Origin of the sequence: Fictibacillus phosphorivorans, from assembly GCF_023715845.1 — a bacterium.
Classification (GTDB): Bacteria; Bacillota; Bacilli; order Bacillales; family Fictibacillaceae; genus Fictibacillus; species Fictibacillus phosphorivorans_D.
The window spans coordinates 26,292-53,113 of record NZ_JAMBOR010000005.1 but is presented as its reverse complement, the minus strand read 5'-3'; the positions used below and the strand labels follow the sequence as shown (position 1 = coordinate 53,113).

Annotated in this window: 29 protein-coding genes and 1 riboswitch; of the genes, 10 read left to right on the top strand and 19 right to left on the bottom strand. The window is 41.2% G+C overall.

Going from position 1 to position 26,822, the window contains the following annotated elements:
- The first annotated feature begins 170 nt into the window (after positions 1-170).
- A riboswitch (cyclic di-GMP riboswitch) is annotated at positions 171-254 on the top strand.
- 27 nt (positions 255-281) lie between these two features.
- From M3206_RS05885 to M3206_RS05875, 3 genes are all read left to right on the top strand, one after another.
- Positions 282-425, top strand: coding sequence for an anti-repressor SinI family protein (locus M3206_RS05885; RefSeq protein WP_251311583.1), 144 nt, complete (start codon positions 282-284; stop codon positions 423-425).
- Between the two features lie 87 nt (positions 426-512).
- The gene (locus M3206_RS05880) at positions 513-833 is read left to right on the top strand and encodes a helix-turn-helix domain-containing protein (protein ID WP_251311701.1); all 321 of its coding nucleotides are present in this window, start codon (positions 513-515) and stop codon (positions 831-833) included.
- A gap of 201 nt (positions 834-1,034) precedes the next feature.
- Positions 1,035-2,078 carry an STAS domain-containing protein gene (locus M3206_RS05875; protein WP_251311582.1) on the top strand — a complete coding sequence of 348 codons (1,044 nt, stop codon included), beginning with the start codon at positions 1,035-1,037 and terminating at the stop codon, positions 2,076-2,078.
- Positions 2,079-2,580: 502 nt separating this feature from the next.
- Here M3206_RS05875 and M3206_RS05870 read toward each other — a convergent pair.
- The 6 genes from M3206_RS05870 to M3206_RS05845 all read right to left on the bottom strand — a co-directional run bounded on the left by M3206_RS05870 (position 2,581) and on the right by M3206_RS05845 (position 9,064).
- Positions 2,581-3,234, bottom strand: a complete 654-nt coding sequence (locus tag M3206_RS05870; protein ID WP_251311581.1) for an NlpC/P60 family protein — start codon at positions 3,232-3,234, stop codon at positions 2,581-2,583.
- Positions 3,235-3,420: 186 nt separating this feature from the next.
- On the bottom strand, positions 3,421-4,134 hold the full coding sequence (locus M3206_RS05865; RefSeq protein ID WP_251311580.1) for an ABC transporter ATP-binding protein: 714 nt from the start codon (positions 4,132-4,134) through the stop codon (positions 3,421-3,423).
- Positions 4,131-5,294, bottom strand: a complete 1,164-nt coding sequence (locus tag M3206_RS05860) for an ABC transporter permease (RefSeq protein ID WP_251311579.1) — start codon at positions 5,292-5,294, stop codon at positions 4,131-4,133. The genes M3206_RS05865 and M3206_RS05860 overlap by 4 nt, the downstream gene beginning before the upstream one ends.
- Complete coding sequence (locus M3206_RS05855) at positions 5,264-6,628, bottom strand: ABC transporter permease (RefSeq protein WP_251311578.1); 1,365 nt, start codon at positions 6,626-6,628, stop codon at positions 5,264-5,266. Before M3206_RS05855 ends, M3206_RS05860 begins: the two co-directional genes overlap by 31 nt.
- Positions 6,629-6,737: 109 nt before the next feature.
- Positions 6,738-8,369, bottom strand: a complete 1,632-nt coding sequence (locus M3206_RS05850; RefSeq protein WP_251311577.1) for a DUF6583 family protein — start codon at positions 8,367-8,369, stop codon at positions 6,738-6,740.
- Between the two features lie 194 nt (positions 8,370-8,563).
- Positions 8,564-9,064 (bottom strand): sigma-70 family RNA polymerase sigma factor, encoded by a 501-nt coding sequence (locus M3206_RS05845; RefSeq protein ID WP_251311576.1) that lies wholly within the window; start codon positions 9,062-9,064, stop codon positions 8,564-8,566.
- Between the two features lie 349 nt (positions 9,065-9,413).
- On the opposite strand from M3206_RS05845, the gene M3206_RS05840 reads away from it, so the two are divergent.
- On the top strand, positions 9,414-9,632 hold the full coding sequence (locus tag M3206_RS05840) for a DUF1659 domain-containing protein (protein WP_251311574.1): 219 nt from the start codon (positions 9,414-9,416) through the stop codon (positions 9,630-9,632).
- A gap of 43 nt (positions 9,633-9,675) precedes the next feature.
- Positions 9,676-9,894: a DUF2922 domain-containing protein gene (locus M3206_RS05835; RefSeq protein WP_251311572.1), complete on the top strand. Its 219-nt coding sequence runs from the start codon at positions 9,676-9,678 to the stop codon at positions 9,892-9,894.
- 109 nt (positions 9,895-10,003) lie between these two features.
- Here M3206_RS05835 and M3206_RS05830 read toward each other — a convergent pair whose 3' ends face one another.
- From M3206_RS05830 to M3206_RS05810, 5 genes are read right to left on the bottom strand one after another with little or no spacing between them, the layout of a single operon-like run.
- On the bottom strand, positions 10,004-10,405 hold the full coding sequence (locus M3206_RS05830; RefSeq protein ID WP_251311570.1) for a MaoC family dehydratase: 402 nt from the start codon (positions 10,403-10,405) through the stop codon (positions 10,004-10,006).
- Positions 10,406-10,408: 3 nt separating this feature from the next.
- On the bottom strand, positions 10,409-10,786 hold the full coding sequence (locus tag M3206_RS05825) for an FAS1-like dehydratase domain-containing protein (RefSeq protein WP_251311569.1): 378 nt from the start codon (positions 10,784-10,786) through the stop codon (positions 10,409-10,411).
- Positions 10,776-11,888, bottom strand: coding sequence for an acetyl-CoA C-acyltransferase (locus tag M3206_RS05820; RefSeq protein WP_251311567.1), 1,113 nt, complete (start codon positions 11,886-11,888; stop codon positions 10,776-10,778). Before M3206_RS05820 ends, M3206_RS05825 begins: the two co-directional genes overlap by 11 nt.
- Entirely contained in the window at positions 11,885-13,360 is a 1,476-nt protein-coding gene (locus M3206_RS05815) for an AMP-binding protein (RefSeq protein ID WP_251311565.1), read from the bottom strand. Before M3206_RS05815 ends, M3206_RS05820 begins: the two co-directional genes overlap by 4 nt.
- Before the next feature lie 40 nt (positions 13,361-13,400).
- Positions 13,401-13,973: a biotin transporter BioY gene (locus tag M3206_RS05810; protein WP_251311563.1), complete on the bottom strand. Its 573-nt coding sequence runs from the start codon at positions 13,971-13,973 to the stop codon at positions 13,401-13,403.
- A gap of 188 nt (positions 13,974-14,161) precedes the next feature.
- Between M3206_RS05810 and M3206_RS05805 the strand changes: the two genes are divergently transcribed.
- Positions 14,162-14,341, top strand: a complete 180-nt coding sequence (locus M3206_RS05805) for a DUF2187 domain-containing protein (protein ID WP_251311562.1) — start codon at positions 14,162-14,164, stop codon at positions 14,339-14,341.
- 60 nt (positions 14,342-14,401) lie between these two features.
- Here the strand turns inward: M3206_RS05805 and M3206_RS05800 are convergent, their stop codons facing one another.
- Entirely contained in the window at positions 14,402-15,001 is a 600-nt protein-coding gene (locus tag M3206_RS05800) for a coiled-coil domain-containing protein 22 (RefSeq protein ID WP_251311560.1), read from the bottom strand.
- Between the two features lie 217 nt (positions 15,002-15,218).
- Here M3206_RS05800 and M3206_RS05795 point away from each other — a divergent pair, with 217 nt between their 5' ends.
- The gene (locus tag M3206_RS05795; protein WP_251311558.1) at positions 15,219-15,359 is read left to right on the top strand and encodes a YpzI family protein; all 141 of its coding nucleotides are present in this window, start codon (positions 15,219-15,221) and stop codon (positions 15,357-15,359) included.
- A 72-nt stretch (positions 15,360-15,431) separates the two neighbouring features.
- Here M3206_RS05795 and M3206_RS05790 read toward each other — a convergent pair whose 3' ends face one another.
- The 5 genes from M3206_RS05790 to M3206_RS05770 form a co-directional block, all read right to left on the bottom strand.
- The gene (locus M3206_RS05790) at positions 15,432-15,821 is read right to left on the bottom strand and encodes a YidH family protein (protein ID WP_251311557.1); all 390 of its coding nucleotides are present in this window, start codon (positions 15,819-15,821) and stop codon (positions 15,432-15,434) included.
- Positions 15,822-15,912: 91 nt separating this feature from the next.
- Positions 15,913-17,166 (bottom strand): anaerobic sulfatase maturase, encoded by a 1,254-nt coding sequence (locus M3206_RS05785; RefSeq protein ID WP_251311556.1) that lies wholly within the window; start codon positions 17,164-17,166, stop codon positions 15,913-15,915.
- Between the two features lie 10 nt (positions 17,167-17,176).
- Complete coding sequence (locus M3206_RS05780) at positions 17,177-18,664, bottom strand: sulfatase (RefSeq protein WP_251311554.1); 1,488 nt, start codon at positions 18,662-18,664, stop codon at positions 17,177-17,179.
- A gap of 47 nt (positions 18,665-18,711) precedes the next feature.
- Complete coding sequence (locus M3206_RS05775) at positions 18,712-19,704, bottom strand: LacI family DNA-binding transcriptional regulator (protein ID WP_251311553.1); 993 nt, start codon at positions 19,702-19,704, stop codon at positions 18,712-18,714.
- A gap of 109 nt (positions 19,705-19,813) precedes the next feature.
- Positions 19,814-21,202 carry an MFS transporter gene (locus M3206_RS05770; protein ID WP_251311552.1) on the bottom strand — a complete coding sequence of 463 codons (1,389 nt, stop codon included), beginning with the start codon at positions 21,200-21,202 and terminating at the stop codon, positions 19,814-19,816.
- A 470-nt stretch (positions 21,203-21,672) separates the two neighbouring features.
- On the opposite strand from M3206_RS05770, the gene M3206_RS05765 reads away from it, so the two are divergent.
- The 3 genes from M3206_RS05765 to M3206_RS05755 all read left to right on the top strand — a co-directional run bounded on the left by M3206_RS05765 (position 21,673) and on the right by M3206_RS05755 (position 23,812).
- Positions 21,673-22,845, top strand: a complete 1,173-nt coding sequence (locus M3206_RS05765) for a S8 family peptidase (RefSeq protein ID WP_251311551.1) — start codon at positions 21,673-21,675, stop codon at positions 22,843-22,845.
- 119 nt (positions 22,846-22,964) lie between these two features.
- Positions 22,965-23,156 (top strand): hypothetical protein, encoded by a 192-nt coding sequence (locus M3206_RS05760; protein WP_251311550.1) that lies wholly within the window; start codon positions 22,965-22,967, stop codon positions 23,154-23,156.
- Positions 23,157-23,620: 464 nt separating this feature from the next.
- Positions 23,621-23,812: a hypothetical protein gene (locus M3206_RS05755; RefSeq protein WP_251311549.1), complete on the top strand. Its 192-nt coding sequence runs from the start codon at positions 23,621-23,623 to the stop codon at positions 23,810-23,812.
- 61 nt (positions 23,813-23,873) lie between these two features.
- Here M3206_RS05755 and M3206_RS05750 read toward each other — a convergent pair whose 3' ends face one another.
- Both M3206_RS05750 and M3206_RS05745 read right to left on the bottom strand, forming a co-directional pair.
- The gene (locus M3206_RS05750) at positions 23,874-25,805 is read right to left on the bottom strand and encodes a vWA domain-containing protein (protein WP_251311548.1); all 1,932 of its coding nucleotides are present in this window, start codon (positions 25,803-25,805) and stop codon (positions 23,874-23,876) included.
- 66 nt (positions 25,806-25,871) lie between these two features.
- Entirely contained in the window at positions 25,872-26,756 is an 885-nt protein-coding gene (locus M3206_RS05745) for an ATP-binding protein (RefSeq protein ID WP_251311546.1), read from the bottom strand.
- Between the last annotated feature and the right edge of the window lie 66 nt (positions 26,757-26,822).

The window sequence follows — 26,822 nt, the reverse complement described above, 5'->3', positions numbered from 1 at the left end:
AAATTCTACACTTTAAATTCCACAATCCCTTCTATAATCCTTTAAAAATCATTTATAGGGGTTGTAATACTTTTCTAATATTACATTTATATTACAGTCATTTTCTGACAACATTTTCTAATTTGCTTGTATATAATCAATTTGTGTTAGGAAATTTTTCCTAATGGTCCTTCAGACAAGGGCAAACATTCTCGAAAGAAATGGACGCAAAGCCACGGGTCTAAAGCATACGCCATGATCGCCGGGTTACCTGAACAATATGCTTCTGGAGGGATTTTTTAGTGGACAATATTTTAAAGTTGGATCGTGAGTGGGTCGAATTGATGAAAGAAGCAAGGGATCACGGTTTTACGAAAGAAGAGATTATGAATTTTTTAAAAAATCCTCAGTTGTTCATGCAGGAATACCTTTTGCAAGAAAATTAAATAAAAAGCTGTTTCAGAATTTATTTACTTCCCAAAAGTAGAAAGCTATAATAAAAGCAAATGACTACTGAATGGGGATTGCAAATGATGATTGGTGAACGTGTAAAAAAATACCGAACTGAAAAAGGCCTCTCCATTACGGCACTGGCTGATAAAGCAGGGGTGGCAAAGTCGTACATAAGTGCATTAGAGCGTAATATTCAACAGAATCCATCCATTCAGCTTCTTGAGAAGATTGCGGATGTACTGAATATTTCGGTAGATCACTTAATAAAACCTGAAGTAGACACTCAAAACTTAGACCAAGAATGGGCGGATCTTGTTAAAGAAGCCATGGGATCTGGTGTAAGCAAAGAGCAATTCAAAGAATTCCTTGAATTTAATAAATGGAAAAATAAACAGAAGTAATGGAGCCACCAGATGATGATCTGGTGGTTTTTTTGAACTTTTTTGGTTGGTGTCTTCGTGGAAAGAACAAAAGAGCGGTTTGTCTTTTTATGGGGACAGACCCGGGTCTGTCCCCATGTCGAAAAATTTATGTTTCACAGTCAAATAATTAGGGTAAATGATGAGGGTATTTGCTATTTTTAGCCTATGGAGGACGTATAGATGAATAAGACGCCGGATGAATTATTTCAAACTCAAACAAGTGTAGATGTAAACGGTTCTTCTTTTATGTGGGACACTTCCAAGGGAGTTTTCCAATTTGAGGGCGGAGACGTTATGTTGTTTTGGATAGATTCTGCCTTTAAAGTTTTTCTCGATTCTATAGAGGAGATTACCGGTGAAGGGACAGCGGATCTTGTTTATGAAACAGCTGGTTACCGTACTGGATTGGTAGTTAGTGATTTTTATAAGAATAAAATTGGCGATATTAAAAAAGCGCTTGAAGCACTGCCGAATACCTATGTAGCAGCAGGGTGGGGAAAAACATTCATCGAAGTAGATATTGAGAAAAAGGAAGCTGTTATTTCCATATCAAACAGCTGGGAAACGAAAGTAAAAAAGGCGCAGGGAAGTAATCGCATGGGCCGCTTCTTACCTGGCCATTGGGCAGGTGTTTTGACAGGATTATTCGATACACACATGTGGTATGAAATCCTAAGGGACGAATCCCCAGATATATTAAAAATAAAAATTACCGAAACTGATATTACCCCGAACGATAATATTCGCGACCTTGTTCAGCGCGAGGAACAAAATGAGATCATGAAACTTGAAGCAATGGTTGAAAATCGCACAAGAGAGTTAACGGATTTAATAAGAGAAATTTCATCACCTATTATTCCGGTAACGGATCACATTGTCGTTATCCCATTGATCGGAAAATATAATGAGCTGCGGTCTAAAGATATGCTGGAACATACTCTTACTTCCCTTCCGCAGCATCGAGCAAAGTTTGTCATCTTAGACTTAACGGGTATCAAATCCATCAATTCCGAGCTGATTGATATGTTAAATAAACTCGTCTCTTCTGCCCGACTTTTTGGAATGGAAACACTATTGGTAGGTATCTCACCAGAACTCAGTATGGAAGTGACGAAGCATCAATATTCACTAGGTGATAGCACTTATTTTAGAAATTTGAAGCATGCCATTCATTTTGCTTTCGCAAAAGAAGGGATGTTCATACAAGAGCCGAATCAGCCATAAATAATAAACGTAAGCCACGCCATTATAAAGGCGTGGCTTTTTTGTGCTGAATTATCCCCGGAGTCCACCTAGGAAGGACAAAAAAGTGGTATTTGTATTTGTGTGGGGACAGACCCGGGTCTGTCCCCTATATGTACATTTGTCCCAAATTTTCACAAACCCCATCATTCGTCTATGCAACTCGTCTCCCCCTACATAATATATAGAGAATCCGGAGCCTGGAAACAGGAAACCGGTACCATACCAGTGAGGTGAAATTGTTAATGTGTTATAAGTGTGGAGATTTCGACCACTGCGCGTTCGAGGAAGAGAAAAAGCATGACAAGCATGACATGAAGAAAAAGCATGATTGTCATTGCGAATCTAGCGTTGAAGTCTTGAAGTGCAAAAAGGTCAAAAAGAAGAAAAAGCGTCGCCATTGTTGCTGCGACCCTTGGGCAGAGATCTTGTTCTGCTAAAAAAAGAGGAGACCGAAGTCATCGGTCTCCCTTTTTTAATTCTATTACAGACGTTTTGTTCCAATATATCGAGGCTTCCAGTAGCTGTTATCCATCTCAGAGATCGTAACACCTGTAGATGAACCAGCATGAATGAACTTGCCGTTTCCAATATAGATTCCCACATGAGACGCACCAGGCTCATACGTTTCAAAGAATACGAGATCTCCTACTGCCTGTGTTGAAACTTTGTATCCTGTGTTCGCCCACAAGTCTTTTACGGTACGCGGAAGGGTAATGTTGTGAGATTTCTTAAATACATAATTGATGTATCCAGAACAATCGAAGCCTTCAGGAGTTGTTCCACCCCACTGATAAGGTGTTCCTACATAACGTTTTGCATAATCTACTAAATATGGGTTGTTAACGTTATAGACTCCTAGTTTATTGAATGTGTTGCGGCCCGCAACTCCATCCACTGTTAACCCTTTGGCACGCTGGAAGCTCTTAACGGCACTTTTTGTATATGAGCCATAATACGTAGTCGGTGATCCGGTGTATGTAAAATAACCTTTATCGCGCAATATTATTTGAAGTGTTTTTACATCTGAATGCGTCATCGTTGGCCGAAGCGTTTGATCTCCGATATTAGCAAAAGTTTGTACGGGTGACAGTAATAATGCCGAGCCTAGAACAGTAGTTGTAATCCATTTTTTCATAATATATCTCCTACCTCTTTTATTTTCCAAGTAATCTATTATTATCCTACTATAGAAAAAGAGGGTTGTGTTTTACGCTTTATTTACGAAAAATAGGAATATCGTCCATCTTGTCAAAAGATGGCGCTTCATCTTTAACCATAAAAAAAGAATAACCTCTAATGAAGTTATTCTTTCTATTCTCTATCAACCTACGATCTCACCTAGCGTCTCCGCAAAATTCTTCGCCTGCGCCACTGAACCGAACTGTCTTACTTTTTGCTTTGAACCATAAAAGAGCAGTTCACCTTCTTTTAAGATCAAGAACGACGTACATAGTGTTTCAAGTTCTTGTGCGTCATGACTCGAATAAAGGATCGTCTTCCCTTCACTCCCTAGCTCCCGCAGGTCATTCACGATCTCCTGTTTAGCTGAAATATCGATTCCAACAGTCGGTTCGTCGAGTATCAGAATATCAGGATGATGCAGCAAGGCGATCAAGATGTTGAGCTTACGTTGGTTTCCACCCGACAAGTGCTTCACTTTTTTATCCAGATGGGGAGCGAGCTTCCACTCTTCACACCTTCTCATCCAGCTTTCTTCCGATGAGTTCTTCGCTAACTTCGCAAAAAAACGAAGGTTTTCCCGTGCAGTCAGTTCGTGATACACCGCGATCTCCTGTGGGACATACCCGATCTTCTCACGGATTTTTTTCGTCTCTTTTTTTGTATCCAATCCATCGATCTGAACAGATCCATTCGTGCCTCTCATGATTGTTGCGATAATTTTTAATAGAGTAGACTTCCCTGCTCCGTTAGGTCCGACAACGCCGACGATTTCCCCTTTTTGAATGTGAAAGTTTAGATTTTGAAGTACTTCTTTTCTGCCAAACTTTTTTGATAGATTCTGTGCTGTAATCAAGCGTTGTCACCTGCTTTCATGGTTGAGATTCCGTATAAAACGATGCTGCTTCCGACAAACACCAATGGAATCATAAGTGTCTCTTGGTTTAAGGCGGAGATCATCCAATATTGCGGTGTCCATTGTGCTGCTTTTTCTAAAATACTCGAAAGTTCGTCACTCGGAAAAAACGTTCCGCTTAAAAGCGATGTTGCGAGTACGACAAAGAGTGTAAGTGCTTGCCACGTTCGATGGGAATGGACAAAAAAAGAAAACAAAAGGGATAAAGCATTTAAAAACATGATATAACCGAATAAAGCTAGAACAGTCGAGGCATTCAACAACAGCTCACCTTTCCACCAACCAAATCCGGCTAACAGTAAAAGGAGTACAAGCTGAAGAATGAATACACCTAGCGCATTACCTCCCCAATAGACTGAAAAACCGCCAACGGAGTATGGCACCCGTGAACGCATGCCCGAATCTCGGTCTTTAATCGGCCAGGTGTTCCATAAAAAGCTGAACAGCATGAGCACAACAAGCATTCCAGGAACGTAAATCGATACGCTTTGATCTTCAACAGATTGAGCTTTTTCTTTAGTGGCACCAATCTTGTAATTAACCGTCATCAAAGGCACAGGCTCCCAATGTTTATCACTGTACGCCCAGGCTTCTTTCCAAACAGAAGCCTGTTCTTTTGCGTTCAGCTTTTCGCTTTTTCCATACGTTCTTAAAACGGTATTGGCACCATAAGAGTTGCTGGATAACCGTTTCACTTCACTTGCAAAAATTTCACGAACTAAACCGTGTGAAAGGGTGCCTGTCGAAAGCCACATCGTCACGAGTTCGTCGTCATCATTCTTTTGAACGTGTTCCATAAATCCTTCTGGAATCAAAAAGCCGATCGCCGCTTTTTGGGTCTCGATTTCGTTTCGTGCGTTTTCTTCATTCAGGATTCTGACGGCAACTGCTGGGTTCTTGCGCACACGCTCTATAACCGTCTTGGAATATTCAGATGTGTCTTCGTCCACGATCACAACGGGGATCTTCGTAGCCTGTGCTGTTTTTTCCACAGTCAGATCGAAAAAAGCGAGCAAGCATACAGGAAGGATAAGCCCTGCCCAGCTCCACGGACTTTGAAGTAATAATTTTATACGTGTAATGGCAATTGTCCAGACCATGGCAACCTCTTCTTTATTAGGATGATCAGGATTCCCGTGACCCAGAAAACGACGGAGAACCCCATTAATGTGCCGACCAAGCCCCATTCACCTGTACCTGAAAACAGCGTCTTCACTAATCCAGCATGTGTATGATGCAGAACGTTTAAAAAGCTTACATTCTGCCACAGCTCCGGTAAATAGGATAGCGGCAAAACACTTCCACTTGTTGCAGTTAAGCCGATTACAAGCAGAAACCCCGCTCCCCATTTTGTTGCGTTTCGCTGAAAGAGCTCTTGCAACACGGCAAACAATGAAGAAACAGCTAAACAATAGGCTAATAGAATAGCCGTCGCAAGCAAACTCCACGTTTTTGTCACGCTATAAAAAAGGATAATCAAGAGTGCACTTTGGACCACGAGCAGCATGAATACCGATAGGATGTTACCGAAAAAGAATACAGAAGACCTCACTCCTTGCAGCGAAAGCCGTTCCCGCAGTGCGGTTTGTTCCCCTCTTGAGGTTAAGCTCATACTGAACAAGCCACCGATCAAAAGCAGGGTCATCACACCCGATAAGCTGTAAAACTCAACAGGTGTAATACCTCCAAATGCACTCAGCGTTTCTGTTTCATAGATCTTATTTCGGTTCAGAGCCTGCAGTGTAAAATCGGTTATAATCGCATTTCGGTAAGTCGCAAATTCGTCCGAACTCAGTCCCATCTTTCGCAAATAATGAAAAGCTGCGTTCGCTCCGCTTTGTGCGGCAGATATCAAGTTGGCGTTCGAGACCATAACTTGCTTTAGGAGTTCGGCTTGAAACGGACGTTCCGGATTCCCGATTACGGTAACAGGGATGTTGTTACCGCGACGGATTCCTTGCGTAAATCCATCAGGGACAATCACCATTCCAGCGATTTTATTATCCGCCAGCATCTCACTCGCTGTCTTCCCATCTGTTTTTTGAAAGGAAAGGACGGCTTTTAGCTCTTCAGATTCTTCGTATTGTTTCATTAACATTTTCGTTTCGAAGGTGTTGTCTTCATCCACGATTGCTACAGCAAAAGGCTCAACCCACTGTTTTTCGTCTAAAAGTGGCTTCAAGCCCAGATACGTGACACTGAGCAGCAAAAGCGGAAAGAGCATCATGGCGAACAGCGGCATCGGCTGCTTCAGCCAGCATTTCACCGTCAGATGGGCAATAAGAAACGTTTGCCTCATAACAAAATTCCTTTCGCTTAAGAAAATTTGAGTGCGCGTTGTTGCACCTGTAGGGAAGGTTTCCGTTCCAGGTTGCTCGCTTTCCGCAGAGTGTGCGGTGAGCCACTCATCCTGCAGGAGTCTCGCACCTTCCACTCCAACCTTCTTTTCAACGAAACGCACCCATTAAACATTCGATAGCAATATAAAAAGTGTTTAAAAAAAGGACAAAGATTTAAGTTATCTCTGTCCTTTTTATTATATATTACATGCCTTGGAACATTTGTGCGTTTTCACCGATAAATTGTTCGATGTTACGCTGGATTTCAGACATCATACCCATCATTTCAGCGTCACTCATCTCTGCAACGTTAACTGCTTTTCCTTCTGCTAACTCAGGGAAATTAAGCTTCTTGCCGAATGTTGTTTTTGTCTTGATGTTCAAGCCAACATTGATGTTACCCATTGAAGGGTCATTTCCTTTTAACGTTACTTTGTAATCATGGTTCGCATAATCTTTATCAAGGTTTTGGTCCCCTTTATGTTCGATCTCAACCGTCATATCAGGAAGTTCCATTGGTGCTTCACCTGCCGGTACAAGTTGAACCGTCCAGTTAGACTTCTTATCTGTGCCTTCACCTTTTACTTGGAATCCGATACCTTCTGTTGTACCGTTTTCGTTCGTTTCAAATTTCGCTTTAATGTCGCGTTTCTTGCCTTCTTTTCCTTTTGGTTCACTTTCCATTTTCACATCAACCAAAAGTTCTTCGCCTTCAGGACCTGCGTTGAGAACCCATGTATTGTGCTCTACATCGCCTTTCGCCCAGCTTTCAGACTTGTAATTCACCGGAACAGCTTCTTCGCCTTCAGCCGCGATTTTCATAGAAAGATCTCGGCTTACTACTGTATCCTCATCATCCACGATCACAACTTGCTTCATGCCGCCAGGGATTTTCAGATCATCTTTAATTGCTTTTTTAGCATCCGCGAGCATTTTTTCGATTTCTTTCTTCGCATCTTCTTTGCTCATTGGAGCTGTTGAAGCGGAAGTCATGTCGAGGTTAAGCCCGCCTTGTAGAGCTGTTTGCTCAGCAAGAGCATTCATGATCTCTTTGTCGTTCTCAACTTTTTCGATGAAGTTGATCAGAAGTGTCTTTGTTTCTTTTTCAGAAAGAGAAACAGTTAACTGGCGAAGCTTCTCGCCTTTGAAATCAACGTCATCTTTTAGTTTTACGTTTTCGTCTTTCACACTATCTGCATACACCTTCGCAAACTCTTCGAACGCTTCATCGCGCGCCTCTTTACTCAGGTCACCTTCAACGGCTTTAAAGAAGTTTTGAAGGTGTTCCATACCTGAGTATGCTGGATCGAACTTGCGCATCACATCGCCAAACTTGTTGTTCGGGAAGTATACGTGCTTATCGTAAGCAGCAGGTACGCTTAATGCCGTTTGTTTATTGTTTTGATAGAATTCCGCTTTAACAAGATCTGTGTTGTTCAAAACAAGTGCAAAATCAGCTGACCCTTCTTCTTTCTTAGGGTCGTGTTGTGTTGTCATTTTAATCTCACTGTTAGATAGAACAGAACCAATCATCGCTGCTTCCATTCCGCCCGCTCCGAACATGGACGGATCCACTTCCACACCAACACGTGCTTCAGACTTATATGCTTCGTCCATTTGCTTTTCTGAAAGTGCTATTGCATCTCCAAAGCTCTCTTCAAATGACTCGTTCATCGCTTTGAACGTGTTCATTTCTGATTTCAAATAAAGTTCACGTGGTGATAGATCCATAAACATCGCATAAGCGGTTGCTCCAATCGCTAAGACTGCGATAAGTGCGAGCCCAATTATCAACGGACGTTTCTTACTTGTACTTGGATTAACTTGAGTTTCCATCGTTTGGTTGTCCCCCTCTTAATAAATGTATAAGCTTTTCCCTACCAACTTATTACACTGTCATTCTAAAAAAATATTAGCTTACTTCTCTACTGGCAAAGATGGGTAATAAAGGAATTTGATACCCGCAGTTTTCTACTATACCTTAATTTTTGAATTATATCCATCAAAATACGTAGTAAGAAAGTATCGTTTTAATTGGCAGATAAAACTGTCCGAAGCCTCTTGATCGCTGATTTTCTCCACGATTTTACAGCATATACGGTGACCCCATACATTTCTGCAATCTCCGCCTCACTCTTCATCTGAACGACGCGCTGAACCACCCATCTTTGCTGATTTTCTGTCAGATGGATCAAATATAGATTCATATTTACATCCTCTAGGTATGGGATGGTGTCTTCGTGAGAAAGTGTTTTAAACGTCATAGATTCATGGGGATCCTGTATCTCTTCTGCTTTCTGGCGTCTCGCCTCTCCCCTTAATTCTTGAAGAATACTCCCCCTGACGAGCAGGAAAGCATATGAAGAGAACGTTCCTTTTTCAGGATTGAACGTCTCATAAGCTCTCCAGAGTCCTAGTAAACCAGCTTGGTAGTATTGATCAAAATGATTCGACAAATGGTAGAGCTTGATCTGAGATTTAATAAGCGGATCATACATAGATGCGATTTTTTCGAAGGGCATTTCTTTCATGAGAATTGTCCTTTATGAATGTGCGCACATTCGGGAATTCCGCGGTATCCTCACTATAAAAGTTGAAATGGAACGCCTTCAAAGTACTGTTTTTTAAAAGTTGGAATCTGTCATGGATCAGAAAAACCATTTTCACAGATGATCATTTATAAAGTTATCCACAGAGTAAAGATCATCTGACAAATTACGACACATTTTCGGTGCGATATTCTCGATATCGAAAAAAATCACGTCTATTTTGGAGTAAATCATCGACAGCTGTGGATAAATCACGGTGCGAAAATTTTTTCGGGGATGACTCTTTTGCCTATTCACTCTGGAACGTATGAAGTGAAAGGAGGTGAGGCACATGGCTACAGCAACATTGGTTGATTCCGCAATGCGTTTAGAGCTTGACGGGGGTTTAGATGCAGACAACAAACCGGTGATGAAGTACAAAACCTTTGCACACGTTAGAATAAATTCAACACCGGACCAGCTTGAAGCTGTTGGGACTGCACTTGCAGGACTTCAGATTTATCCTCTAGTTGGAATTCGCCGCAACGACGCTCTCTCGATTCTGCGATAATGACTGATTTGTAAGGAAAATATAGAGGAAAGGAGGGATTTCGATGGCCAAAGTACTTGAATTGCAGTTTCTAAACCAGGAGAACAAAACAGTGACTGTCCGTTTGGATGCACCCATTGAGCCGGTTGATCCAGTAGCTGTCAACGCTGCGATGGACACAGTAATCGCCCAAAACATTTTCATTTCATCAGGCGGAAGATATACGAGTAAAAAAGGTGCGCGTATTGTTGACCGTGAAGTGAGTGACATCAACCTCGGTTAGTTCACCTTTTAAGCGACTTTAAGCGACCAAAAAAAACGTCCTCTAGCCAATTGGTTAGAGGACGTTTTTTTTATGTTGTGGATAATGTTGATAATGTGGATAAGTAGTGCTATTTATACACATGTAGGAGAATTTCGCTTTTGGCTACTTGTGGATAAGTGGGGCTCGATACATTGATTTCTACCGTCATTGACTCTTTTTCAATAGCTTTGACGGTTCCTTCTATGCGGATGGTCTCCCCCACTAGAACTGGCGCTTTAAATTTCATCTCATATGTTTTTACCCGATACCCTTCCTGCAGATAAGGATCAATAATATGAGACGCGATCGCCATGGAGAACATGCCATGGATGATTTTTGACGGAAATCCTTTTTCTCTTGCAGAACGATCATCAAAATGAATCGGATTGAAATCTCCTGATACTTCGCCGTATTTGGTTACCATCTCTTCCGTTACTTCTATATGGAGAGGTTCAAGTGTGTCACCCGATTTTATAGAGCCAGCGTGCATTCTTTACTCCGCCTCCTTTAGAAGTGTCGATTTTGCCGAAAATACAATGTTTTGATGTTCGTTTTTGCCGATAAGCTCTTGGTCCAAAACAAGAAATTGGCGTCTTTTTTTAACCGATTTTAGGAAAACCGTACATTGAAGTGTATCTCCGATCGAGATAGGATGTTCGTAATGAAACTTTTGATCTTTGTGGATAAACGATTGCTCGTGAATCCACGGGACATTTAAATATTGATAAAAAATCATCGGCAGAGCTGGCGGAACATGATGTGAATGATTATTAAGAAAACCGGTCGTTTCATAATAAGCATCCACGAGTTCTTTCGTTACTGTAATGGAAACTGGCAGTGTAGTGGCACCTTCCCACTGTTTAAAATCCATAATGCTCACACCCTTCAAATAGCGTCGCGATGCCAAGCCCGCCGCCAATGCCTATTGTCGCTATACCATAGTGGTCCTTTGGCTTCATTTCCCTTAGGAGTGATGCCACTAAAATGGCTCCTGATGCCCCATAAGGATGCCCGAATGCGATGGCACCGCCGCCTTTGTTCAGCTTGTCCCAAGATATTTCAAGTTCTTGGGCAGACGCGACGACTTGGGCCGCGAATGCTTCATTCAGTTCAAATACATCAATAGCGTTGATCGAAAGGTTCATCCGCTGTAAAAGAGTATTAACAGCTGGGACCGGTCCGATTCCTGGTAAGTTTGGATCGACACCAGAAGTAACGGCGTCAATAAATTTTAATCGAGGTGCGAGATTCAGCTCTTCCGCTTTTTCTTCACTCATAACGAGTACGATTGAAGCACCATCATTTACCCCACATGAATTCGCAGCGGTCACCGTTCCATTCTCTTTAAACGCAGGTTCCGCTCGTTTGATCATTCTCTCGATCACAGACATCCTCTTAATACCTTCGTCGATTAGAGGCGTATCCTTGAAGGTAACGAGTTCTTTAGTAAAACGATTTTCCTCCATGGATACAATCGTACGCTTGTAACTTAACAGCGCATATTCATCTTGCATCTCACGAGTGATGTGGTATCGTTCGGCCACATTTTCAGCTCCAACACCCATGTCAGGGTCACCTATCGAATCAGGGGAAAAGCGAGCTCTCTTTGGAAGCGTTGAAGTACTGACTGACTCAGTGCCACCTGCTAAATAAATGTCTCCTGCGCCTGATTGGATGAGGCGGCATGCGAGATTAACCGCTTCTAGCCCAGAACCGCATTGACGATCGACTGTAAAACCTGGAACAGTGACCGGGAGCCCTGCTGTTAAAGCTGATAAACGTGCCAGGTTTCCGCCCGGTCCGACTGTATTTCCTACTATCACATCTGACACCATCTCAGGAGGTATGCTATTTTCTCGCAGTATTTCTTGGATGACAGCGGCCGCTAGTTTCTCAGCTCCCACATCTTTAAAGTAACCCGCTTTTTTTCCGATCACTGTACGTTTAGCGTCGATAATAACAGCATTTCTCATGAATTAAAAACTCCTTGGCCATACATCTCTTTTACTTTTGAACGCGCAATTTTCCCGCTCGACGTATAAGGTAATTTTTTTTTGAAAATGATGTGCTTTGGCACTTTATATATGGATAGATGCTTTCTGCAAATACGTTGGATGTCGCGAGTTGTCAGTTCTTCATGCTCATTCAATAGAATAGCGGCCGAAACCTTCTCTCCCCAATATGGATCCGGTATGCCGAAAACAACGGCTTCTTCTATACCCTTTAGTGAATGGAGCACGTTTTCGATCTCCTCCGGATAAACGTTTTGTCCACCCGAGATCATCATGTTGTTGCTGCGTCCGATAATGTAAAGATCACCATCCTCATCCAGCTTTGCGAGGTCACCTACTGTCAGCCAGCCATTTTCCCATACTTCTTTATTCGCATCAGGACGATTTAGATAATGGGAAAAAAGCATCTCACTTTTTACATAGAGCGTTCCAATCTCACCCCGTTCTACTTCGTTGCCATCTTTTCGAATGGACAGTTCTACATTATGAAATGGCCGTCCAACAGATAAAGCCTTTTGTTTATCTGCTCGATGAGTAATAAAGCTTACAAAACTCAGTTCAGATGCCCCGTAAAACTCAATAAGCTCTGATTTTGGGAATAACCTATTGATGCGACCTTTCAATCCAGGCTCCCATTTGGCCCCAGAAGAGATGATTTTTTTTAGTTGGAGCATGTTATTCGGTTTATTCATTTCTTTCGTAAGTCCAGCAAGCATTGTAGGAACTGTATAAAGAACGGAAGCTTCGTCTGTTTCGATCTCTGTTAACGTGCGGACAGCAGAAAACTTAGGCAGCAGTTTGACGGTTCCACCTAAATATATCGTGCTGATCGCTGCGTATAAAAACAAGGAATGAACAAGTGGTCCAGGAACAAGAACTGTGTCACTTTCTGTTAATCCAAAATCTTTCTTACTGCAGACAAAGCTTTTCACCCAAGAACGATGACTGCGTACAAAGCACTTAGGTATCCCTGTGGACCCTGAAGTGAATCCCATATAAAACAACGATTTATCTGAAACCCTATTTTTGTTTTCTTCAAATGGGACGGAATCAGCGATTGCTGAAACAAGAGTTAATGTTGCATTTTTATGATTCACTCTTCTCTGTAATACTTCTGTTGTAAGAATTAGATCCGGCTGACTTTGCTCAAGTCTTTCATTCAATTCCCTTTCTTTCCATTTTAGATCTAGTGGAATCGCAATCCACCCTGCTGAAATAGCGCCTAGGAAGGATTGTAGAAAATCAATTCCGTTGGGAAGGTAAAGTGCCGCTTTTCCTTGAGATTCTTCAAATGGTAGTTTGTTAAAAAAAGATGCAATCTTTTTAATGTTTTTGTCCAGCTCTCGATAGGAAATATTTTCTGTTCCCATCTGAATCGCTGTCTTATCTGGATATAAAGCAGCATTTTTTTGAATTGTATCGGTTATTCGCACAGGAAATCCCCCTATAGAAAAAGACTGCCCAGGGGCAATCTTATTGGCTGATCGTTCGGTTTTGAATAAGAGCAGTCTGATTTTTAAATAATCTTTGTCTTATTTTAACACCGAGTACTGCTGCTATGACAGCTTTTATCAGATCGCCCGGCAAGTAAGCAATACCTGAGATTGACGCTGTCTCCAAGCTGATATCCATTACAAAAGCAACGACTGGAATACCGCAAAGGTAAACAAAAACGATGCCTGCCACGAAATTATATAAGAAGACTTTCCACACTTGAAGTGGCTGTCTTGCTTTTTCAATCAGTAATCCGATCAAGAAAGCTGATAATGGCCAGCTCAGTAAATAACCTGCACTCGGCCCTACAAAAACACCAGCACCGCCTCGGCCACCAGCTAATCCTGGGACACCGGCTGCGATGACTAGTAAGAAAACAATCATACTTAATCCACCTAGTCTAGCACCCAGAACCACCCCTGCAAGCATTACACCGAGCGTTTGTGCTGTAATCGGAACTGGCGTAAATGGTAAGACGATAGGTGGCAGAAATCCTAATACAATCATAATTGCTGCGAATAAAGCTACATATGTCATCTCTTTTGTTTTCATGTAAAAAACTCCTTGTTGATTTAATGTTAACTATTTTATATTTTAAGTTAACATTAAAAGCGCTTTTATGGCAATAATCAATTGCTTCCGTTATAATGCTTAACAATAGAAGTTTTTCATCAAATAAAGGAAATTGTATTACAATTATGGTAAAATAGGACAAACGAGATGGAGTTGGAGGAAAAGGCATGGAAATTAAAATCGGTGATATCATTGAAACGTTTGACGGACTTAAAGGAGAAATTATTTCATTATTAACCAACACCGCTGTTGTGGACTTTTCCGTAACAGAAAACTACGAAGAACACTTCGAAGATGCCAAACAAGTAGTCCGATTAAATGATATTAGACAAGTAGTAAATAGTTAAATCATATACATAGAAAACAGCCCGCTGAATGAACGGGCTGTTTTCTTTCTTACTTATCTTTTAATATTTATTGGCGTTATTTGTTCCTGTGTTTACAGGGTCATTTGTACTTTTCGATGGAAATCCTGTATTGTAGTTGCTTAGGTTCTCGTTTTGTGAAGAATTACTTGTATCAATTGGGTTTTCCGTCACTTCAGTCCCTGCATCTTTTAGTTTCGATGTAATGTTGTTAATGTCGCCTTTCGCATTTTTTGTTGTGGAAAGGACATCATTTGAAATTTCTTTTAACGTGTTAATATTGCCGAAGACATCCTTGTTTAAGCGTTCATACAGTTGCTGTGCATCACTAATCGCTTCTTTCAATGTGTTTGAAGCTGTCTTAAATTGGCTGATCATCTGATCTTTTACTTCACCTGGATTTTGTTTCACCTCGGTGATCATTTTGCTTGATGAATCTTTCAAGCCAACCGCTGTGTTTTTTACTTTTGATCTCGTGTTATAGTCAATGAGAGCCAAAGCCCCACCAACTAATCCTCCAATGACGATACCCTTTAGAAGCTTGCTGTTGTTTTCACTTTCATATAGATCATTTCGTACTGAGTCATTTTGATAGAAATCATCTTGATACATATCTCCTGAATTAAATGGTTGTTGTGCCATGATAACTCCTCCTTTAAGATTTACTCTCTTGTAATTACTAAGATTTACTCTCTTGTAACTACGGATTTCCCTTTTATATGAATGATAAACGTTTTAATGCGTCGGTAAAAAATGACTCATTTGCGATTTCTTCCTACATTTTGAATTGGTTTCTACATAAAAAGGGTTGTTTTTCTGCATACTAGAGGGAAATCTTGCAAAGAAGGAGGTTTTTTAAATGGGAAAAGACAGACAGGAGAAAAAACTTAGAGAATCACACCGCGTTGAGTCGGATCGGGATCAAAGCTTAAAGTATTCCGGTGCTGCGAAAATGGAAAGTCCTGAAGAGGCTCGCGCCCGCAATCATCAAGATCAATAAACAGAAAAAACACTTGGGATTCCTTCATTGTCCCAAGTGTTTTTTATTTGAGTTTAATGGATCTGATTGCTTCTATAACGAAAATAATAGAAAGGATAGATATAATAATATAATGAAAGTTAAGAGTCCAAATAAAACAGACACTGCCAATATAGAGGACGTTGAAGGCTTAAAAATCCCCATGTTTATTCTTTCCTTTTTTTGATTATATTCCCGCGTAGACATTATCGCGATCACGCAACCCACTAAGCATGCAAAGATTCCTAAAACGATAGCTAAGGCATTAATAAAATGAGTGGTGGACACATGAATGGTAAAGTGGAGTGACGTGGTTAAAAAACCTACCCCTATTATGGAAACAGCAGTGCGCAACCACGCCAAATAGGTTCTCTCATTGGCTAAGTGTTGCTGCGCATATATAATATCAAAGTTTTCTGTTTCCTTTTTTTTAAGCGCCTTCACCGGTAAACATCCCCCTTCTCACGCCCCGTTAGCGTTATTGACACACTAATGTGTAATCTGTGTTCATTTCATAGAGATAGGATTCTATTTATTACGATGCACCCGCTGTTACATGATTTAACAGCTTACCACAGCATTTTTTAAATTTTTTACGGCTTCCGCAGGAACAACAATCATTTCTATTTGGAAGCTTTGTTCCTCTTTTAATCCTTTCCTCCAGCCAATGGATTTTAACCTTTTCTGCTAATTTGCGCATTCGTACATCCGCATATCGATATAACATCTTGTAGCTTTCACAAAAGTAATCAACATCTCTTCCCTGTTCCATCCGGCTTCTTGGACAGCCACCATGGCAAAGGTTCAGATACTCACATCTTTTACACTTATCGGGAAGATCAGGTTTCAAATTTAGAAATGTTTCATATGTAGGATGGCTGAGTATCGATTTCAGTGAGTTGGTTCCAACATTGCCAAGCTTATATTCATCATTAATATAAAAATCACACGGATACGCATCCCCATTTTGTTCAAGAACAAGCATTTTGGGACAAGATTGACGATGGATGCAGATCTCAGCATTTTGATGCAGATACATATCTAGTAAATTGTCAAAAAATCGAATTGAAGTACGAGGATTCCCTTCGTTATACCAATGATCAAAAGCTTCACATAAGAAGTTTCCATATTCCTCATCCGTTATTAAATACGTTCCGTTTTTTTCGGTCTCCTGTGCACGAAAATCCATGCATGGAATAAATTGAACATACTCAAATTGTTGCTCTTCATAAAATGTCAATAAATCTGCTGCCTTGCCTACATTGCCTTCATGTATCACGGTTAAAATATTAAATTGAACTCCTTGTTCTTTTAGAAGGTTAATTCCTTCCATGACTGTATTAAAACTTCCTTTTCCTGAGCCTGTAACCCGTCGCGAATCATGAATGTGCTGTGGCCCATCCAAACTGACACCAACTAAAAAATGATAGTTTTTAAAAAATTTTGCCCATTCTCTGGTAATCAAGGTAGCATTAGTTTGAACTGAATTTGAAATACGCATATAAGGTGGGGCATACTTTTCCTGAAGCTGTATGATATTTTGAAAAAAATCCAGTCCCGCAAGGAGCGGCTCTCCTCCTTGCCAGACAAATGCAGCTTGACCATTCGCAAGCTCCATGTATTCCTTTATAAATTTTTCAAGTGTATATAGATCAATAGCATTAAATTTCCCTGGGTTACCATTACACCGGCTGTAATAACAATAATCACATGCCAGGTTACAAGCCTCCGACACCGTTTTCCACATCACAGCAAACGATTCTTTTTGTACGGTTGCACAACTATCCATCCAACCACTCCTATACATTGTTTAGAGGAACCCTTAAACCTAAGCGTTCATATTGTTCTATAGGTGCATCACTTTCTTCCATTAAATCGATAAGATATTGAATCATTTTTTCCTCTATTTGAGGATCCTGAATGGGATTTTGTTGAAGTGGATCCTGGTTAAGATCGAACAACATGGTCTTGCTTCTGTCCAAAATACTTCTTTCATTAAAGATCGATTCAATTTTCATCGTTTGTAATTCTTTCGTGAAAGAAAAGGGTTGCGATAAGGTTAACGTTTTAAGCTCCTCAACGGTAAAGAATCTTCTTAAATGGGCAGGCATTAACGTATAATGATAGAGCGTTTGACTGTTGTCTTCTGACGTGCCACGCATATATACATAACGTCCGTCCGTGCAATTGACATGTCCCCCATGTATACCGAACAACAGAGTTTCTCTTACGGGACGATTTGATTGAATCGTTTCTCGTAATGGTTTTCCTTGCATATCCTTAGGAATCTCCACATTGAAGAAATCCAACAGGGTAGGTGGGATATCAATCATTTGCACTAAACAATCCGAGCGCTCTCCACGTCTTTTACTTCGGGGATCCCAGATAAATAAAGGAGTTCGCGCCACCTCGTTGTAAAATGGCTGCACACATTTTCCCCAATAATCATGTTCACCAAGCAAAAAGCCATGATCTGTATTCACGATTAACATGGTATCCTCCCACAAGTCGAGAGCATCCATCTTATCAAGCACTTTTCCTAAATACGCATCACACATGCTAACTAACGCTTTGTATTCTAGTCCGCAATGTTCCACTTGCTCTGCTGTTTCTTTTACCGGCCCATATTTTGGCCAATCAAAATGCGGGCCATTATATTCATGTTTGTATACCTTCCTAAAATTTTCTGGTGCATAAAATGGCTCATGGGGATCAAAAGTTTCTATTTGCAGAAACCAGTTATCTTCGTCATAATACTGATCTATAAATTCCAGACCGGCTTGAAACGTTTTAGCCTGAGGGAAATTTTCTTCCTTATCCATCAACTTTCTGTTTACCCAATCATGTTCATTCACACGTTGAAGGTCATGTCCACCAATAAAAAGGGGAATGTGGTTTACTTTTGCTGCTCCCTTCCAGGTATCGCCTTCCTGACCACGGGAAAATTCAAAACTATTATAACGGGTATGATAGTTATATCCCCCATCTTCCCAATAATGCTGATGATCAGTGATTAAATGAGTATATATTCCATTATTCTTTAAGAGTTCAGGCATCGAATCATCAAAGGGTTCAAGCGGCCCCCAGCTTCGATGCAAAAAGTTGTACCGTCCTGTATGCAACTCACGTCTGGCCGGCATGCATGGCATACTTCCTACCCAGCTTTGATCAAAAGTTACGGTCTTCTCTTGAAGACGCTTAAAATTGGGTGCATGAATATCCTCAAAGCCATAAGGAGGTAGCATATGACGATTTAAGGAATCAAACATTACCATTATTGCCTTCAAAACAAACACCACCTTATCTTTAATAATGGGAGGGGAATGGATGATTTTTACGTAGATTCCCGAATAATCAGCTCAGTCGGCAGGGTGATGGTATTTGCTTCATCAGCACCTTCCAGTTGTCTAATTAATTCCTGTACGGCCATTTCCCCCATTAATTTCTTGTCTGTTCTAACCGTTGTTAACGCAGGTTCATAAATGGAACTGAACTCTATGTCATCAAAACCTACAACTGCAATGTCATACGGAACTTGCAAACCTCTGGATTTAATTTCCTTAATAACGCCGATTGCCATCATGTCATTACCTGCAAAAATGGCAGTAGGGAGAGGATCTGCAGCTAATAACTGTTTAGTTGCCTGTATTCCTCCCTCAATATTAGGAGTTTCTTGATAAACGACATATCTTTCATCCCATTCAATTTTGCCCTGTTTGAATGCTTCTTTATAACCGGATAATCGCTGATGATAACTTTGCGAATCCTTGGGACCATGAATAAATCCGATAGTTTTATGTCCCGAGTCTATTAGATACTGAATGGCTTGAAAGCTGCCACCAAAATCATCATTAATGACATAGCTTGTTTCATATGTGGTATCAATTAAATCGTTTACTAAAACAACGGGAATATAGTTGGACTTTAATTCTTGAACAATCGATTTATCTACATAACCTGCCAGAATAATACCATCCATTTGTTTTTGCCTAATGTTATCTAGAGAGTTTTGAATTTCCTTATCATTAAACACCATAACGCTATATCCTTGCTTAGTTGCAGCATCCACCGCCGATGAAACAATCGATGCAAAGAAAGGATGAGAAATGACCGGATAGATTCTTGAATGTATAACCAAACCGATATTATTGGTTTTCTTAGTAATCATAGCTCTGGCGAGGCTATTTGGTTTGTAATTTAGTTCCTGAGCGATTTTGAGTACCTTTTCTTTACTTACATCACTGTAAGAGCCAGAATTAGAAAGAATTCGTGCAACAGTAGATTTCGATACTCCAGATAAACGAGCAATATCTTTAATCGTTACCATGAAAATGCCCCCTTTATCTATTGGTAACGTTCCCAATATTAGTTTATCGTTCTTTCTTGTTTTTGAGAAGATGGAATAGTCTGAATAATTTTACGTATGCACTATTAGACTATTTGTTGACAGCTATCTTATCTGTACCACTGTCTTCAATTCTATCAAAACTTGCATCTTCCAAAGATTTACCTTTTGGCTCGTATTTGCGGCCAGTTATTCCATAAATAGCAAGGAGAAGTCCACTAAATCCTAAAAGTTGGATGGTTGTAGAGAAGCCTATTTTCTCAATTCCAACAGGCACAATATAGGCGGTAAATGCCACCATAAAACGCGCACCTGCATTTGAAATCCCCTGTGCTCTTCCGCGTAAATGGGTAGGAAGCAATTCAGTTGGTATAACCCAGAACGAGCATGCCCCAAACTTATCCACTATGGCAAGGCTGTAGAATGTCAGCAAAAACCAAAACGGATACTTTTCAATTCCGGTTGACAGTATCATAGCAATGACAAATCCAGCCGAACATGCAAATATTACTGTGTTAAAGCGACCGATTTTATCAAGATATTTATAGGCAAGAAGTGCTCCAATCATAGCACCAACCCAAAGGAAGGTTCCTGCAAAAATGGAAAAGACTTCACCTAAATTCCCAACATATTTAATGACATAAGTACCTGTCACACTGCTCACTGAACCCCATAAAGGCGCGGCGGTTAAGATAATAAAACCGAGAAGCGCTTGTCTTGTATAAGGCTTTCTAAAAACATCTAAATATGATGCTTTTTTCGTTGGTTGGGAATGATCCCTTTGTTGATAGCTAGTAATAATGCTTTCGGACATGCCTAATTTCGTTAAGGCTTTCCTCGCCTCTTTCACTCTTCCTTGCTGCAATAACCATCGCGGGGATTCAGGAATATATGCACGGCCTAACAGAATTAACGCAGCTGGAACCGCCCCAAATGCAAATAGCCATCTCCAGGCTCCTTCACCGATATTTAGATACAATATTCCACCTAAAACCTGGGCAACTATGGCACCAAGAACCCAAACGATTTGCGGCAAAGCTCCTGCAAAAGCCCCCCTTTTTTCACGGGGGGAGATCTCAGCAAGAAAAGCCATACTCGTCACAATATCTGCTCCCACTGCAATACCGATTAATAATCGAACAGCCAACAGTTGCTCAAAGTTCATGACAAACGCAGAAGCAATAGATAAAATAATGAAGCTAATCAGAGTAACAACGAATACTTTTTTTCTTCCTAACCGATCCGTTAACTCACCAAATATTAATAACCCAATTCCAGCACCCACAAAAGCAGCTGCCCCGAGCAACCCTACTTGAGAAGCAGTTAAACCCATTTCAGGTGTTAACATGATTAAGGCAGCTCCCATAACCAACAAATCATAACCGTCAACAAATTCCCCAAGTGCAACCAGCCATATCGCAAGTTTACGAAGCGGTGTCATTTTGGCATCATCAAACGTCGAAAAGTCAGTAGAAGACATCTTTCCCCATCCTTCCATAGATTGAAATTTACCCTTTTAATCTATGTGTGGCGGGAACGTTCCCATTTCTTGGTGAAAGGGATTAATGAAAATAGTAAGGGATGATAGAAATCTTGTCAATTATATTTTTGAATTTTCAAAAAACATATCAATAATTAAGAATGATATTCTCATTCCACTATGTAAGCAGATGAACATAATCTTTGTTCAGTGTCTTATTCTTCTACTAATAAAACGGTGAGTTTTTACTCAGGATGTATGAAATGTTTACTATCAAATTCCTATCTCGAGATAATAGTTAAGTCACACTTATTATACTTTAAGTCTAGTTAAATCGAATCAGTTGCTTGTTTATGGTGGTAAATAATCATTATTTTAAGATAAGATAAGAGGGTTTTGTAGAAAATTGTTGAATCCCTTACCTACCGTCGCCAAGCTTGCTTGGAAAATACTATCGAGGAGTGATTTATATGTTAAAGCGTTTCGTGGCAGGTGCCGCATCTTTACCATTATTAGTTTCATTGGCTCTCCCAGCTTCGGCTGTTGAGTCTGAAGTACAGGAGGCTTCTTTTACCACCTCTGTTAAACAAGAGGCTGCTACACAAGAGGTTATCGTGCGTTATAAGGATTCAATTTCCGCTTTTTCTGCTCAAAATACGATTTCAACGTTTGGTAAGGTCGTTGATGCAACAGAAGATTTTTCAGTTGTTAAGGTGAATGGAGATGTATCTGAGGCGATTAAAAAGTTAGAGAGCCTTGATTCTGTAGAATATGCAGAGCCTAACATTACTTTACATGCAAGCTATGTTCCTAATGACCCCGATTATCAAACGAAACAATACGCTCCTCAAAAGGTTAGTGCTGAACAAGCTTGGGATACTACTCAAAGTTCGTCAAATGTAAAAATCGCTGTTATTGATACGGGAGTTGATTACTACCACCCAGATCTAGCTGGGAAAGTCATCAAAGGGGCCGATTTTGTCGATGACGATAACGATCCGATCGATGAAAACGAACATGGCACACATGTCGCTGGTATCGCTGCTGCGAACACTAATAACGGCATCGGAATCGCAGGGCTTGCTCCTAAAGCTCAAATTCTAGCTGTTCGTGTATTAGATGCTAACGGAAGCGGATCGCTAGATGATGTGGCACAAGGAATTCGCTATGCGGCAGACCAAGGGGCTCAAGTAATCAACTTAAGTCTCGGTGGCTCAGTTGGTACACAAACCCTTCAGGACGCAGTTAACTATGCTTGGGATAAAGGTTCCGTTGTTGTAGCGGCTGCAGGAAATTCTGGGGTTTCTCTACCAAGCTACCCCGCTTATTATGAAAATGCGATCGCAGTTGCCGCAACAGATCGAAACGACCAAAAAGCGTCCTTCTCTAACTTCGGAACGTGGGTTGATATTGCAGCACCTGGTGTAGATATCTATTCTACGATACCAAATAATCAATATGCGAGCTTCTCTGGAACTTCCATGGCTTCACCGGTTGTTGCTGGTGTAGCAGGATTATTGGCTGCTCAAGGTAAAAACGCTTCGCAAATTCGCGCAGCCCTTGAAAATACAGCGGATCCTGTAACCGGCACGGGTACACTGTTCCAAAACGGACGCGTGAACGCAGCAAAAGCCGTTCAATAATAAAGAATGAATGTTTCAAAACCTCTGTGACTTCTAGTTTCAGAGGTTTTTTGTTTAAATTTCTCCGCTTATTGAAACACTGATAATAAGATGATGGTGGTAAGAGCGGAGGAATTCATATGTTTGGTTTTGGAAAAAAGAATAAGCATGACCAAGGTAAGCAAAATGGAACAGATGTCTCGTCGACAAAAGCAGAGAAGGAACAATCGGAAAGAGAAGCCGAAGAAAAGATCGTGTACTTCTTTTTAATCGGTACCGCGATACTTGGTACAATCCTTTTATACCTTGGCATTTCAAAAGAGTTTACCTAAAGAAGCTCTCTAGATAATGCGAGAAACGGTCCTCGGTAGGGGACCGTTTTTTGTTATTGAGTCTGATTTGCGTGGAATTAGGTGTAAATCAAGATTATTAGTCTTTAGACAAATTTCACATATTCCATTTTGCCAAAGCTAACTCCCCACTTGGCTTTTTCTATGCAAAAATAATTGTTTGATGTAGAAGGATACCGGCAAAATGTGTCGAAGTTTGAATCTGACAAGTCATAACACCTGTTACTCCAGCAAGATTATCCTCATCAGCAGCTTCTATCACAACACGTGGTTTAAGGTACTAACTTCTTCATCACAGGGTTTTATACCATATGTGTTTTCCTTTACGGTGCTCTAGCCTATTTGATTTCGTTTTGTTTTCAACAGCAAATCATTCTTTTTTCGTGAGAGATTCTTGAATTTGCAGGCATTTTGACCGATACAAGTGATTAGAGGGAGGTTTGGCGATGGAACAGTGGCTTTCATTTCGAATTTCATTTGATATCTTTTCAATTTACATCTTACTCGCCGCTTTTATTATAGTCGGCATTTTATCTGGCGTACTTCGAACTGCCTTACCAGAATGGTCTGTTAAAATCTTTAGTTATGCTGGATTCGTGGGAGTCGTGTTTGCTTGGTTGAAGCTTTTGGAATACTAAATTTTACTTACATAAAAAAAACGCCCGGAGGTCCCATGATGGCCACCGGGTGTTTCTTCGTTTAGATCGATTTAAACAGGAGCTTTCTTAAAACAGGCATCAAGTAATCAACAAGTTCAGCAGCACTTGGTACCACAACGTTTTGCGGACCATAGATATTCTGCATGAGTTTCTCTTCTTCTTCTGTTATTTCACCGTTTGCGATGAACATGCCGATCGTTTCGATTCCGAGCTTTCGTGTATGGGTGACGGCTTCGTGAGTATCGAGTACACCATGTGTTTCGTAATCAAAAGCAGCCGGTTCACCGTCGGAAAAGACGAGCAGTACTTTTTGCTGTTCCGGACGTTTTGCCAGTTCTTCGCTCATTCGGCGGATGGAATAGCCGTCACGGTTATCTTCTTGGGGCTCCAATTGAATGATCGAAGCACCTGGCTGATGAAGAGAATTTCGGTACGAGATCACTTCATGAAAGTAGTTCGGCTGGTCGTCACTTGTCGCGTCAGCTGCGTCTTCCCAGAAACCTACGACGGAATGAGGAATCCGGAGAGCTTTTAATGTTTCATGGAAAAGAACGATCCCTTTTTGCGTCTCTTCCATCTTGTTAAACATCGATGCTGAGCAGTCGACTAAAAGCGTAAACGTCGTATCTAGTTCATGCTGAGACTCTTGTTTTTTTCTAAAAAGTCTCGGGTTTTTGTCGGTTGCAAGTCTCGTAAGCTTTTTACCTAGTCTTCCAAAATGCAGGTCTTCTCTTGGTGCTGATCGTTTATGTTCCATCGTTTTGAGGAAGTTTTGTTTGAGCTGTGTAACGAATGGGGCAACCTCTTGTTCATAAAGCTGGTATTGAGCGAATTCTTCAGAAGTTGCCGGTTTAGCAGGCAGTACATGCTCTGTCACGTTTTTGTTTACTTCACCGTATCGGTAGTGTGTTGATGAGTCTGAGCCGGTCTGATTGTTGTCCGTTTCCGCTTCATGTTCGTTTTGTGTGTTGAAGTCGTTGTTGTCTGTCGTTTGTGCGCTCGTTTGGACAGATCCGAACACGGCATCCCCACTATCCGCTTCTCTAGCCGCTTCGCCTAAAAGATCGGTATTCGTTCCTTGATCAAGGTCCATCTGTAAAAAGGAGTCTTGCGGGTCGGATGTTTCATCATGCCAGGAGGAATACTCTTCTTTTTCTGGGTCGTCTTTCTTGTCCTCTTTATCTTCGTCCTTTTGGATCGTTTTTTTCGTTTTGGTTTCAGTGTTTCGGGTGAGGTCGTCGAAATGTTGATCTTCTGATGCGTCATCATCCGCTTTCGGCTTATCGCTAAAGCTGCGGTAAGCTGTTTTCATGTCGGAGAATTCCGTGTGTTTGATCATGACATTTGCCATCTTTATTATGGTTTGAGCGATATCTTGGGTCGATTTTGCGGTTGGGAGCTCTTCAAGCAGTAATGGTTTGAGCTCTTGATAGAGTTCCTGCGTTTCAGACGGAACAGCCACAAAGCGTCTATTTGCTAAAAGAATAGCATGGCAAAACAAAGCGTCAAGAATGCGCTTTTGCTGGATATGTTTTTTGAATTCACGTTGGTAATGTACCTGGAACGTCTCTTTGCGAAGGTTGAACGCATGAGTCATTCCAGGTCTTTTTTGTATGCAGATTTGTTCCAAACGAACGTCTTCTGCAAAAAGCAGCATCTGTTTCAAGAACTCATGGTGCGGATGGGATTTCAATTCATCGAGCGTGTTCCAGATCACCTGATCATCAGTGTGAAACATGGTACCAAAACTGCGTAGATACACGTCGGATTTCCAGCCTTCAAGCTGAATCTCCCGTGGGTATGGGTTCCAAAACTGACTGACATGGGTGATGCCTTTTTTTCTCTCTAGGTTAGAATGGTACGAAAAAGAAACGTCCATTTTCTTCACTTTTGAGAGGGAACGCGCAAGGTCGATCAGCTGCATATGAACGAATGAATCGATCTTTGTATCCGCAAAAACAAGGAATTTCATCTAGGCGAAACCTCCAAAATCATCGTGGGAAATAAATTGTTTGGGGTCTGACCCCATTTCCCAAGCTTACACAAACAGCGTCGCGGCCACGTTAGCGACGAGGGCTCGTTCGCGTGCGTCTTCGAGCTTGTCCGCGATTGCGCGCTGGATCGCACGCTTTGGCGGCAAGTAGACAGAGAGATCAGCAGCATCCAATAGTGCTCGGATGGAAGCAGCGTCCTCAGACAGATGACCTGCTTTCGCCTGACCGATCAGATCTGAAGAAAGCTGAACAAACTTCTCGAGCACTTCTTCGTCTTTTTGCTGAGACTGACCTTTCAGCATGTCTTTTAACGTATCTCCTTGAATATATGGCACCTCGATTACGACGAATCGATTTTTCAGCGCTTCATTCAATGGTACCGTTCCGATGTAGCCTTCGTTGATCGCAGCGATCACATTGAAACCTGGTTTAGCTTTTACCACTTCACCTGTAAATGGGTTCGCGATCGTACGGCGGTAGTCTAACATTCCGTTTAGAATCGGCAATGTTTCCGGCTTTGCGATGTTGATCTCATCGATATATAGGAAGTGACCGTTGTTCGCTGCCTTCGTTACAGGTCCGGGAATGAATTCGATTTCTTGTTTGCCTTCATTATAGCTAAGTGTTTTATGGCCAAGAAGGGCTTCCGCATCAAGGTCAACAGATGCATTCACCTGATGCAAGGGCTGACCGAACAAATTTGACAGCAACTCGGCGAGCTTTGTTTTACCTGATCCTGTCGGCCCTTTAAGCAACACGTTCTTCCCTAATGCAAGAGCGATCACCGCGTCTTCCACGAGCGAGGTGTCTGGCGCCGTGTATCCTGGCTCTCCGATCAAATCTCTATAAAAATCGGGTAATTTCTCTATTCGTTCTGCTGCCTCATTCTGCAGCTTTTCTTTTATCTCAATCGGGATTTGAAGGTTCATTTTAAAAAATCCTTTCTTTCATCTCTCCACTATCTATCTACAGTATTTCCAGTAATTTCGGTACAT

Coding starts and splice junctions, on each gene's coding strand:
- M3206_RS05880 (WP_251311701.1), top strand. CDS start 513: ATGATTGGTGAACGTGTAAAAAAATACCGAACTGAAAAAGGCCTCTCC.
- M3206_RS05875 (WP_251311582.1), top strand. CDS start 1,035: ATGAATAAGACGCCGGATGAATTATTTCAAACTCAAACAAGTGTAGAT.
- M3206_RS05870 (WP_251311581.1), bottom strand. CDS start 3,234: ATGAAAAAATGGATTACAACTACTGTTCTAGGCTCGGCATTATTACTG.
- M3206_RS05860 (WP_251311579.1), bottom strand. CDS start 5,294: ATGGTCTGGACAATTGCCATTACACGTATAAAATTATTACTTCAAAGT.
- M3206_RS05850 (WP_251311577.1), bottom strand. CDS start 8,369: ATGGAAACTCAAGTTAATCCAAGTACAAGTAAGAAACGTCCGTTGATA.
- M3206_RS05845 (WP_251311576.1), bottom strand. CDS start 9,064: ATGAAAGAAATGCCCTTCGAAAAAATCGCATCTATGTATGATCCGCTT.
- M3206_RS05840 (WP_251311574.1), top strand. CDS start 9,414: ATGGCTACAGCAACATTGGTTGATTCCGCAATGCGTTTAGAGCTTGAC.
- M3206_RS05835 (WP_251311572.1), top strand. CDS start 9,676: ATGGCCAAAGTACTTGAATTGCAGTTTCTAAACCAGGAGAACAAAACA.
- M3206_RS05830 (WP_251311570.1), bottom strand. CDS start 10,405: ATGCACGCTGGCTCTATAAAATCGGGTGACACACTTGAACCTCTCCAT.
- M3206_RS05825 (WP_251311569.1), bottom strand. CDS start 10,786: ATGGATTTTAAACAGTGGGAAGGTGCCACTACACTGCCAGTTTCCATT.
- M3206_RS05820 (WP_251311567.1), bottom strand. CDS start 11,888: ATGAGAAATGCTGTTATTATCGACGCTAAACGTACAGTGATCGGAAAA.
- M3206_RS05810 (WP_251311563.1), bottom strand. CDS start 13,973: ATGAAAACAAAAGAGATGACATATGTAGCTTTATTCGCAGCAATTATG.
- M3206_RS05805 (WP_251311562.1), top strand. CDS start 14,162: ATGGAAATTAAAATCGGTGATATCATTGAAACGTTTGACGGACTTAAA.
- M3206_RS05800 (WP_251311560.1), bottom strand. CDS start 15,001: ATGGCACAACAACCATTTAATTCAGGAGATATGTATCAAGATGATTTC.
- M3206_RS05795 (WP_251311558.1), top strand. CDS start 15,219: ATGGGAAAAGACAGACAGGAGAAAAAACTTAGAGAATCACACCGCGTT.
- M3206_RS05785 (WP_251311556.1), bottom strand. CDS start 17,166: ATGGATAGTTGTGCAACCGTACAAAAAGAATCGTTTGCTGTGATGTGG.
- M3206_RS05775 (WP_251311553.1), bottom strand. CDS start 19,704: ATGGTAACGATTAAAGATATTGCTCGTTTATCTGGAGTATCGAAATCT.
- M3206_RS05770 (WP_251311552.1), bottom strand. CDS start 21,202: ATGTCTTCTACTGACTTTTCGACGTTTGATGATGCCAAAATGACACCG.
- M3206_RS05765 (WP_251311551.1), top strand. CDS start 21,673: ATGTTAAAGCGTTTCGTGGCAGGTGCCGCATCTTTACCATTATTAGTT.
- M3206_RS05760 (WP_251311550.1), top strand. CDS start 22,965: ATGTTTGGTTTTGGAAAAAAGAATAAGCATGACCAAGGTAAGCAAAAT.
- M3206_RS05755 (WP_251311549.1), top strand. CDS start 23,621: ATGGAACAGTGGCTTTCATTTCGAATTTCATTTGATATCTTTTCAATT.
- M3206_RS05750 (WP_251311548.1), bottom strand. CDS start 25,805: ATGAAATTCCTTGTTTTTGCGGATACAAAGATCGATTCATTCGTTCAT.
- M3206_RS05745 (WP_251311546.1), bottom strand. CDS start 26,756: ATGAACCTTCAAATCCCGATTGAGATAAAAGAAAAGCTGCAGAATGAG.